This is a genomic window from Syntrophales bacterium (assembly GCA_030655775.1).
GTDB lineage: Bacteria > Desulfobacterota > Syntrophia > Syntrophales > JADFWA01 > JAUSPI01.
Window position 1 is genome coordinate 1 of sequence record JAUSPI010000211.1, and the last position, 11,083, is coordinate 11,083.

An 11,083-nucleotide genomic window follows, 5' to 3' on the forward strand; every position below is an offset into this window, starting at 1 on the left:
GACTTCCAAGTAACTTAAATTCGCAAATGTGTTGCAAGTAGTTAACATTTCTCAATATCTGCCAGAAATAACGCATTTGTTAAAAACATAAGTTACTTCCAATTATAATGCCGCAAAATGGCATAGTAAGCTTTTTACGAATGCATCACTATTGATGTATTCGTAACCAATGTCATTCCCGCTTCCGCGGGAATGACGGCCATCTTTGCAACATTACATAGATGACAGGACACTATTCTATCTGATGGGTTTTTATCTTTCTTAGGAGGGTTTTGTAATCGATGCCCAGTTTACGGGCTGCCTTGCTTTTGTTTCCTTCTGACTCCTTTAATGTTTCATTTATCATATTTTTTTCAATCTGATCGGTGTAGTGTTTGAGCGTTTCCTTCAATAAGCCTTTTTCGATGAAAACCTGGGTGTGTGGATCGGGGTCCTTTTCCGACAGGTTTTGCGTAATATCGATATCAAACATCAAATGCTCCGGTTTTACGGAAGCATTTTCCTCGCAGAGAAGGGTTGCCTGGCGGACTATATTCCTCAATTCACGGACGTTCCCCGGCCAGTGATAGGTAATTAAATCCTTATAGGCCTCTTTAGAAAACCCTTGACAGTTTTTCTTGAGTTCTATAATGGCTTCATCTATAAATTTTTTCGCCAAGTAAGGGATATCATCTTTTCTTTCCCTGAGGGGAGGTACTTTGATGGAAAATTCATTTAACCGGTAGTATAGATCGGAGCGGAATCTGCCTTTTCCTATATCCTCTTCCAGGGATGTGTTGGTTGCTGCGACAATTCGAACATTAACAGGAATGGGTTTTTTTGCACCCAATCTCTGTACATGCCGTTCCTGCATGGCGCGAAGAAGCTTTTGCTGGGCAGGATAAGAAAGATTTCCCACCTCATCTAAAAATATTGTACCTCCTTCAGCCAGCTCGAACTGTCCCGGCTTGTCTACATGAGCGCCCGTAAACGCCCCCTTCATATAGCCAAACAGTTCGCTTTCTATAAGGGTTTCAGGAATTGCGCCGCAGTCTACAGCGACAAAAGGCCCTTCCTTTACCTTGCTGAAATCGTGAATGGCCCGGGCCACGAGTTCCTTGCCTGTACCACTTTCTCCTTCTATCAAAACAGTATACGGGGAGGGAGCCACCTTTTCTACCAGATCGACCATTTTGTTGACCTGAGTGCTATTTCCCATCAGTTCATGAAGGAATACTCGCTTTTTCAGGACTTTTTTTAAATGTTCGACTTCTTTTGCAAGCTCTTCTTTCTCCAGTGCCCGTTTGATTGTAAAGATGAGATCATTGTTATCGATTGGTTTTGTGATATAGTCATATACACCCATTTTCATAGCCTCAACAGCGGACTTTACATCTGCATAGGCTGTGATCATGATGATGGGGATTTCCGGAAGACTTTTTTTAATTTTGGACGCAACCTGCAACCCTGTTTCTCCAGGCATTCGATGATCTAATAAGATAAGGTTTGGGGCGGTTTTTTTTAAGATTTTCAGGGTTTCTCTTCCATTTTTCGCTTCGAGCACGCCATATCCGCATTCCGTCAGGATATTGTTTATTACCCACCGGAAATCCTGATCGTCATCGACCACAAGGATGTTTATCCCGGATGGAGTGTGGGCTCTTTTGGTCATTCCCTCTCCTTTTTTACTCTAACCTATAGGCAGCCTTACGGACATTTTCGTTCCCCGCCTTCCTTCGCTTCCGGCGGTGATGCTCCCCCTGTGTTGTTTTACTATGGTGTAGGAAATGCTCAGCCCCAAGCCAGTGCCGCCATCTTTGGTGGTAAAGAAAGGTTCAAATATTTTCTGGCGGTATTCTTCCGGAATACCGGGACCGTCATCAATAACGTTCACCTCTATTAGGTCTCTTGATTCAAGCACCCGTGTCCGGACCGTGATTGTACCATTGGCCGAGATGGCCTGGATCGCATTCATGAACAAATTGAGGAAGACCTGTCCAAGTTTTTCCTCATCGCCTGTTATTTCAGGAAGTCTTTCCCCCAAGTGGGTGTTAACAGTAACGTGGAAGGAATGTGCTTCGAGGTTGGCCATATGCAACATCCTGGTTACTAATTCATTGATGTTCACGGGTTTGCTGACCATTTCAGAAGGTTTGGCAAATTCCAGCAGCTCCTTTATAAGGTCACTTGCCCTCTGGCTGTTCCGGTAAATCATCTGAAAATTCTCTTTAACCTTGTGCGGAAGTTCCGTAGTATCCAGGCAGAATTGGGCGCATGAACTGATGACGGCAAGTGGATTCCTCAACTCATGGGATAGTCCTGCAGAGAGCTGTCCCAGAGAGGAAAGCTTATCGGACTGTGCAAGGATCTTTTGCATTTTGACCTTCTCGGAGATGTCCACAAATGAACCCATTATGCAAACCGGCTTGCCGGATTCGTCTTTAACCGTGCTTACTGAAAGATGTACATCAAACAGTGAACCGTTTTTCCTCAGAGCAACCAGTTCGCCGATCCAGCCTTGGTTGCGCCGTAATGAATTTAGCATCTTTCCGGCTTCCTCCTCCTTATGCCAGAAACTCAAATAAGGCTTTCCTAAGATATCTTCTTCGCTGTCATACCCCCACATTTCACGGAAAGAAGGATTCACATAGGTAATGTTTCCATAAAGGTCTGTAAAGGCAATGGCATTGATGAATGAAGCAATAGCGTCGTTTCTTATTTTCAGATCTTCCATCATCTGTTTGTGATCGGTAATATCACCGAGTGTTAATACTACACCGCTTATCTCACCGGATTCCTCCAGGACAGGAGCTCCGTTAACTGAAAGAAATACTCGCTTTCCATCAGGTTGCTGGAAGGCATAATGCATGCCATAAATCGTCTCGCCGGCGGCTATCACCCGTGTAAACGGCAAATATTCATCGGGAATCGGTTCATTATCAGTATCGGCAAAACGGATTTTCGGAGAATTATGTGGAATCTGAATAATTTCTTCCTTTGATAGACCCAGCATTTCTTCAGTACGATTGCTGATAGAAATGATATGCCCCTCGGCATTCATCATCATTATCCCGGCCGGGCTGGCCTTCATAATACGATCAATTATGTGGTGTTTATGGAGCAACTGTTCCTCTGCCTGCTTGCGATCCGTGATGTCCTGTCCAATGGATTGATATTCAATAAGATTACCCTGTGTATCAAACAGCGCACGGTCAGTCCACTGCTGCCAGCGAAGTTCACCGCTATCCACAACTGCCTGATGCTCATATGTTCTAATGGGGTCTTGCGTGGTCAGGGACATAATGTGGTTTTTCACTTTTTCATTGTCTTCCTTCGGAATAAATTGCAAGAAGTTTTGGTTGATCAGGTCTTCTCTGTTTTTGTTAAAGTAGCGGCAGTATGTGTCATTGACGAACGTCAATGTTCCGTCAGGAAGAAACCTGCAAATCATGGCAGGCATATCTTCTACCACAGTACGATATCTTTCCTCGCTCTCCTGTAGCTCTTTCTCTGCTTTCTTTTTCGCCTGGTCGAGGCGATACTGCCGGAGCGCCCGTTCGATTACAGCGGAAAGCAGTTCGAAATACCCTTCCACGTCTTTAACTATATAATCGTAGGCACCCAGTTTCATTGCCTCTACGGCGATCTGCTCACTACCACCACCGGTAACCATAATTGTCGGGGGAAGCAGACCACGTGAGGCAAGGATGCGAATCACCTCGAGTCCATCGTAGACGGGCATTACCTGATCCACAACCAATACGTCGTGGGAACCAGTCTCGTACATGGCAAGACCCTCTTCGCCATCATATGCAACGTCTACGACATAACCATCACCCTCAAGTTTCTGCTGAAGGAAGCGAGCCAGGGTGGCATTATCTTCCATTAACAGAATGTGTGCAGGTTTTGATCCAGGCATAATATTCACCCTTATTAAGATACTGTTGTACAGGAGAATGCGTACCACGGTACAATGGGCACTGTCAAGCTTGGGTTTGGGCCCTAAAATAGACATTGACCCTTCCAACACAGTAGGACAGGCGTCCCGCCTGTCCATAATGGTGAATCGCTTAGACAGCCGAGACGGCTGTCCTACGGGATGGGGAGGACAGTCTTTATTTTCAATGTCTATTTTTGGGTTGGGATCAGGAGGCATCTAACTTAACTTTTCCCGTTGCCAAATCAATTTGAAGTGCTATAGTAATTTGCGGGTGCGCTCCCGGTCAAATACAATCTCAGAAAGAGATTGTGATTTATTCAATTTCTTATGAGGTCAAAATATGTTAAAAGCGGTTATGACATTGTATAGACATAGATTTCTCTGGTTAGTCACGCTTTTCCTCTTTTTCCCCATCTTCCTAAGCGGTTGCGCCATCGTCAATATACCTCTTTTCCCCTCGGCACAGGCACTTCAGGAACGTGTTGTGGAGGGAGAAGGAAGCAACAAAATCCTTCTCATGGATATCTCCGGCTTCATTTCCGAGAAAGAACGCGATACCTCAGTTGGATTCCGTGAAGGAATATCTATCGTCTCTGAGGTTAAAGAGGCATTAAAAAAAGCAGAATCAGATGATGCGATTCGTGGTCTTATTCTCCGAATCAATTCTCCCGGTGGCACTGTCACCGCCAGTGATATCATTCATCATGAGTTGAAGTTGTTTAAGGAGAAAACCGGCGCTAAAATAACGGCCTGTTTAATGGATGTTGGTGCATCGGGGGGATATTATGTGGCTACTGCCGCAGACGAAATAATTGCCCATCCTACAACGATTACCGGAAGTATCGGTGTCATTGCATTAAAGTTCAATGTGGCAGGTCTTCTATCGCGCATAGGTATTGAAGAAGAGACCGTCAAATCCGGCGACAAAAAAGACATCTGGTCACCATTCAGACCAAGCACGCCGGAAGAACAAAAGATTATGCAGACAATTATTGACAGCCTCCACGAAAGGTTTATAGGTATCGTTACGGATGGACGAAAACCCCTGACAAGAAAAGATGTCGAAAAGCTGGCAGATGGCCGTATATACACCGCAGATCAGGCATTGGAAGCAAAACTGATCGATCAGGTTGGTTACCTGGATGATGCAATAAAGCGGATAAAACAATTGTCAGGCATTGACAAAGCTTCCGTAATTACCTATTACAGGCCTGGAACATATAAGGGAAGCATCTATTCTGCGCTTCCAAAAGCTCCCTCTAACATAATCAATCTAATTGCCATCAATGGAAAAGGCCTGACAACTCCACCGGGAGTCCACTTTATGTATCTCTGGGTGCCGTGACCGGGAGCACACCCCGGATTACGAGCAATATGATATTGGCAGCGGGCAGAAAAAAGGTGAAAGGGATATTTATGCTCCGGACTACGAACAGGGGGATGCTCCCGAAGGTCAGGTTGAAACCAGATAACTTTAAATGCACTCGTAAAAAGTCAGTTTTTGTCACCCTGAATAATACCACAAATGTCACCCTGAACAATACCACAAATGTCACCCTGAACTTGTTTCAGGGTCTCCTGAGATTCTGAAATAAATTCAGAATGACAAGAGTGATGCTGAAACAATTAGATGCTGAAACAAGTGAGATCCTGAACCAAGTTCAGAATGACAAATGGTGCAGTTTATGCCTTTTTACGAATGCATCAAATTCAAAATAAATTTTTCCGGCTTATCCGGGTCAAGGAGGTATTAAAATGGATTGGGGAATGGAAAATCGTATGTCACAGCTCATTCAATCAGATGGTCACTGCTTCTTCTTGCCGATAGATCACGGCTATTTTCAAGGTCCTACCAGTTGCCTGGAAAAACCGGGAGAAACCATCAAGCCGCTTCTCCCCTATTGTGACGCCCTTTTCGTTACCAGAGGGGTATTACGTTCATCAATAGACCCGGGGAACACGAAACCTGTTATTCTGAGGGTATCCGGCGGTACCAGTGTGATCGGTGAAGACCTGGCAAATGAGGGCATTACCACATCAATTGAGGAAATTATTCGCCTCAATGCCACCGCTGTCGGTATTTCCATCTTTGTAGGGAGTAAATATGAACATGAATCGCTGACAAACCTTTCAGAGCTTGTCAATCAATGCGAAGATTACGGCATTCCCGTAATGGCGGTTACGGCTGTCGGTAAAGAATTGGAAAAACGAGATGCCAGATACCTTGCCCTATGTAGCCGTATCGCCGCGGAACTCGGCGCACGGGTGGTAAAAACCTATTGGTGTGAAGACTTTGATAAAGTTACAAATAGTTGTCCTGTCCCCGTGGTCATGGCGGGCGGACCTAAATGCGAAACAGAACTCGAAGTGTTTGAATTTGTTTATGATGGAATGCAAAAAGGTGCCATCGGTATCAACCTCGGGAGAAACGTCTGGCAAAACCCCAATCCTGTTGCCGTCAGCAGGGCTTTGCGGGCCATCATCCACGAAAATTATACTGCTAAAGAGGCATGGGAGCTGTTCAACACCATTGTGCAGGAACAAAAGTAAAGTGCTGTCGGCTAAAGCCGATAGCTTGAGGCAAAAAGTCACATAGATACAAAGGCACAAAGTGAGTGGCATGGACAAACCTAGACCTTTGAAAAACTGAAAAATATGGTTTTGAGGAAGCGAATCAAGATTTTTTCGCTAACCATTCTTGATCGAAGCGTAGCGCCCGCAAATCCAATGTCTGAGCGCAAAGCGCGAGTTTTGGATTTGCAGCAAAGCGAGACATAGAATGGTCGAAAAAATGTTCTGAGCATTGAAAAACCATTTTTTCAAAGCTTTCAACCATGTGCCGGACTTTGATTCGGTATTGTTTGTCCGTGTAAAAAGGTAAAATACCATGCGCGTAGCAATGTATTATAATAACAGTAACGTTCGCTTGGAAGAGCTGCCGACTCCTGAGATCGGACCCGGTGAGCTGCTGGTAAAGGTGATAGCCAGCGGTATCTGCGGCAGTGATGTAATGGAATGGTATCGTGTTAAAAAGGCCCCTCTGGTCTTGGGCCACGAAATCGCCGGAGAAGTTATTGAAGTGGGAGAAGGTGCTGAACGGTACAACGTCGGTGACAGGGTATTCGTCTCTCACCACATCCCATGCAACACCTGCCACTACTGCCTGAGAGGTCACCACACGGCATGTGAAACCCTGCACAGCACAAACTATTACCCAGGTGGTTTCGCCGAGTACATACGGGTGCCAAGACTCAACGTAGACCGCGGTGTGTTTTTGCTGCCTAAAGAACTCACATTCGAAGACGGTGTCTTTATTGAACCATTAGCTTGCGTTATCCGCGGACAGAGGATTGCGAATCTTCAGCCGGGACAATCCGTACTTATCCTTGGCAGCGGAATCTCCGGACTGCTACACTTGTTGCTCGCCCGTACCCTGGGTGCAGGACGAATAATCATGACAGACATTAATGAATATCGCCTGCAGACTGCGCGGCAATTCGGTGCAGATGCTGTAATTAACGCCAGCGATGATATTCCTTCCCGCACACACCAGATTAATAACAACAAACTTGCCGACCTTGTAATAGTGTGTACAGGAGCCCCGGCCGCTTTCACTCAGGCATTGCAGTCCGTGGATCGAGGAGGCACTGTCCTATGCTTCGCAACAACCGAACCGGGCATTGATCTCTCCGTGCCAATTAATGAGTTCTGGCGCAATGAGATAAAATTGATCCCCTCATACGGTAACAGCCCGCTGGATGCGATGGAAGCAATTGAACTGATTCGAGCAGGACGTGTACCCGTTCAAAAAATGATCACACATCGGTTGAGTCTGGAAGAAACAGGACTGGGCTTCCAGCTCGTTGCCGAGGCCAGAAAATGTATTAAAGTAATTATCGAGCCGCATAAATAATTAACCGTGGAGATAATTGATTTTGAAAGTTTTTTTGAATTCCAGTCCCTCAAAAGTTACAACATTCTCCCCTTCTGAAGTGGAAGGGGTTTTTTCTTTCCACAGAACCCTGCCGAACTACACACCAACACCCCTCGTACCATTGAACAGGATTGCTGACAGACTCGGAGTAGAACATTTATTGATAAAGGATGAAGGAAAGCGTTTCGGACTAAAGGCATTCAAGGCGCTCGGTGCCTCACATGCTGTTTTCCGTATCCTCCATGAACGGAGCGGTGGCAACCTGAAGCCGGAAGACTTTCTGACAGAAAAAGGTCGCAAACTGGCAGATGGAACCACCTTTTCCTGTGCAACAGATGGCAATCACGGCAGGGCAGTGGCATGGATTGCAAGGCTACTTGGAAGACCATCTGTTATTTTCGTACCGCATGAGACTGTACCGGCACGAATCGAGGCAATCGAATCGGAGGGGGCAAAGGTTATAGTAGTAAACGGAGGTTACGACGACGCTGTCAGGCGTGCTGCTGAAGAAGCAAAAAAAGAAACCCGTCTGATCATAGCTGACACCGGATATGCGGGTTACATGAAAATACCGCTCTATATTCAGCAGGGATATCTTACGCTCTTCAAGGAAATATCTATTCAGCTCAAGGAGCAAGGCGAGAAACCGCCGGATATCGTCTTTATCCAGTCCGGTGTTGGCGCTTTCGCTTTTGCGGCCGCTTCATATTTTCATGATCCCGCAACCTTACCACGCCTTATTTCCGTCGAACCCACAGCCGCGGACTGTCTTTTCCGTTCCGCAGAAACCGGAAATGGTCGCCCTCATTCTATTATACCTGAAGAAAACACTATAATGGCAGGGTTGAACTGCGGAACACCATCCCTTACCGCATGGCCCGCGGTGCGTGATCGATTCGACGCATTCGTTGCTGTAGAAGATAATTACGCCAAAGAAGCAATGATGCTCTTAGCTGACGAGGGGGTGGTCTCCGGGGAATCCGGTGCTGCAGGTTTGGCGGGACTGATTGCCCTGCATTCCGAAAGACCTGATTTCATAGAAAAAGATCTTCGCATAAGGCATGGGGTACGCGTACTTTTGATAAATACCGAAGCAAATACCAACCCTGAAGGATACTATAAGATAGTTGGAAAGACAGCCACAGAAGTTGAACGTATCACTCCGGACAATCACTCAATATCTTCTGAAAAGTAACACTCCTCACAAATCGCTTCACCTGAATCGTCGCTTTTTTCCAATATTATATGAGGATGTAATAACGGAAGCTCTTGTCCACATCTATTGCATCTTATTTCCAATCCGATGTTTCCTGAAATGCCCTGGACTTTATTATTGTCTCGATCCTTCAAGATATGTTCTCCCTTGCCCTTATAGACAGGCGAGACGCCTGTCCTACCCCCGTGGTGGATCACGCCTGTCCTACCCCCGTGGTAGGTTGGGCGTCTCGCCCGACAGAGTCGTTTTTGAATGCAACTTCGTATGAATCATACTGGCTGCGAACCTATAATGTATAGAGATTTTTGTCAATGAATAAGTTACTTATGGAAGATGTGACCCAATATGATAAATAAAGATCGGTCGCCATGTAGGGAGGAGTCGGGAAAAAGAACCTCCAGAGGTTTCCAGCCTGGAACAGGGAAATTGCATGAAGCAACACGAGTTCCTGGACGAAGCTCTTTGTCCAGCTTTTTAGCCAAACGCTCCATTACATCTGGAAAGAGGTAGCAAAAAACTACATTCGCATCACCAATATCTGCTTTCCAAAAGTTTCCCCACCTGACCCGGATTCCCTCGATCCCAAAATTTCGAATTCTGGCAATTAAATAAGCCATGAAATTGATCTCAAATCCCAGAGCCATAACACCGTAGCGCCTTCTTGCTGCCCGAAGGACTCTGCCATCTCCACAACCTATATCTACAAGAAGGTCACTGGCATTCATAGAAACAGCATCGAGAAAGGTTCTAATCCTGATGTTAGCGGTGGGGACAAACATCGCTCCCTGTGTAATCGGATGTACCGACAAAGTAGCGAGTACATACAGCAGCTTGATGGCGAAAAGCCCGCACATCAAGATTAGAGTTGCCAAAATCCACCCCACCGTCTTCACCTCCTGTTATTTTTATAAATCAACTTTCATGTCCTGTCAAATCCAATGTGACCCTCCTGCCCACAGGGCGGAGTTTACAGGGTGCGCTCCCGCTCAGACCCTAAAATAGACATTGAAAATAAAGACTGTCCTCCCCATCCCGTAGGACAGCCGTCTCGGCTGTCTAAGCGATTCACCATTATGGACAGGCGGGACGCCTGTCCTACTGTGCTGGAAGGGTCAATGTCTATTTTGGGGTCAGAGACAATAATGGACAAATTATCTGTTGTATTGTATAATTTGAATCATTGGAGATTCCTTGCATCTTCCTGCAGGGAATCTTCGAACTATGTAGGGAGGAAATCCGATGATAGACATTACCAAAATTGATTATTCAGTCCTCGATCGGCCTGCATTAATGACATACCTGTTTCATCCCCGTCCTGAATACGGCACATCCGACTCGCGAACTGTTGCTGAGGATGTCCTGATCCCGGTAGAAAAGGATGTGGTTGTAGGGGCACGTTTTCATCTTGCTGAGAAAACGAGTGCCAACATTTTATTTTTTCACGGTAATGGTGAGATTGCAAGGGATTATGATGACTTAGGAACATTATACCGATCAGCCGGCATCAACTTCCTCCCCGTTGATTACAGGGGATATGGGCGTTCCACGGGTTCACCCACGATCACTGCCATGATGCGAGACTCACATCTGGTCTTTGACTATGTATACAACTGGCTTACAGAAAATGGTTATACCGGTCCATTTATTGTGATGGGGAGATCGCTGGGAAGTGCATCCGCATTGGAGCTGATGGCAAATTATAAAGATAAAATAGACGGGGCTATAATTGAAAGCGGATTCGCCTATTCCCAAACCCTGCTCAATCTTCTGGGTATCAACATGAAGGATCTCGGGTTAGGAGAGGAAGACGGGTTTCGCAACATCGACAAAATCCGCACCTTTGACAAACCCACACTGATTATCCATGCAGAGAAGGACCATATCCTTCCCTTTGCAGACGGTCAGACGCTCTATAACGCCTCCCCTGCTAAGGATAAAAAGCTCCTCGAAATTTTAGGGGCCAATCACAACGACATCTTTTTACGTGGAATGGAGGACTATATGCGGGCAGTGA

At 45.9% G+C, this 11,083-nt stretch carries 8 protein-coding genes; 5 read left to right on the forward strand and 3 right to left on the reverse strand.

What is annotated here, in order from left to right:
- Positions 1 to 232: 232 nt before the first annotated feature.
- Both Q7J27_11185 and Q7J27_11190 read right to left on the reverse strand, forming a co-directional pair.
- Positions 233 to 1,651 carry a sigma-54 dependent transcriptional regulator gene (locus Q7J27_11185; GenBank protein ID MDO9529706.1) on the reverse strand — a complete coding sequence of 473 codons (1,419 nt, stop codon included), beginning with the start codon at positions 1,649 to 1,651 and terminating at the stop codon, positions 233 to 235.
- Positions 1,652 to 1,669: 18 nt separating this feature from the next.
- Positions 1,670 to 3,898: a PAS domain S-box protein gene (locus Q7J27_11190; GenBank protein ID MDO9529707.1), complete on the reverse strand. Its 2,229-nt coding sequence runs from the start codon at positions 3,896 to 3,898 to the stop codon at positions 1,670 to 1,672.
- A gap of 361 nt (positions 3,899 to 4,259) precedes the next feature.
- Here Q7J27_11190 and sppA point away from each other — a divergent pair, with 361 nt between their 5' ends.
- The 4 genes from sppA (at position 4,260) to Q7J27_11210 (ending at position 9,048) form a co-directional block, all read left to right on the forward strand.
- Positions 4,260 to 5,264, forward strand: a complete 1,005-nt coding sequence (sppA, locus tag Q7J27_11195; protein ID MDO9529708.1) for a signal peptide peptidase SppA — start codon at positions 4,260 to 4,262, stop codon at positions 5,262 to 5,264.
- A gap of 410 nt (positions 5,265 to 5,674) precedes the next feature.
- Positions 5,675 to 6,469 carry a 3-hydroxy-5-phosphonooxypentane-2,4-dione thiolase gene (lsrF, locus tag Q7J27_11200; protein MDO9529709.1) on the forward strand — a complete coding sequence of 265 codons (795 nt, stop codon included), beginning with the start codon at positions 5,675 to 5,677 and terminating at the stop codon, positions 6,467 to 6,469.
- 337 nt (positions 6,470 to 6,806) lie between these two features.
- On the forward strand, positions 6,807 to 7,832 hold the full coding sequence (locus tag Q7J27_11205) for a zinc-dependent dehydrogenase (GenBank protein ID MDO9529710.1): 1,026 nt from the start codon (positions 6,807 to 6,809) through the stop codon (positions 7,830 to 7,832).
- Positions 7,833 to 7,854: 22 nt separating this feature from the next.
- Complete coding sequence (locus tag Q7J27_11210) at positions 7,855 to 9,048, forward strand: diaminopropionate ammonia-lyase (GenBank protein ID MDO9529711.1); 1,194 nt, start codon at positions 7,855 to 7,857, stop codon at positions 9,046 to 9,048.
- Positions 9,049 to 9,389: 341 nt separating this feature from the next.
- Here Q7J27_11210 and Q7J27_11215 read toward each other — a convergent pair whose 3' ends face one another.
- On the reverse strand, positions 9,390 to 9,953 hold the full coding sequence (locus tag Q7J27_11215) for a class I SAM-dependent methyltransferase (GenBank protein MDO9529712.1): 564 nt from the start codon (positions 9,951 to 9,953) through the stop codon (positions 9,390 to 9,392).
- Between the two features lie 355 nt (positions 9,954 to 10,308).
- On the opposite strand from Q7J27_11215, the gene Q7J27_11220 reads away from it, so the two are divergent.
- On the forward strand, positions 10,309 to 11,083 hold a 775-nt coding region (locus Q7J27_11220; GenBank protein MDO9529713.1), incomplete at its 3' end, for an alpha/beta hydrolase.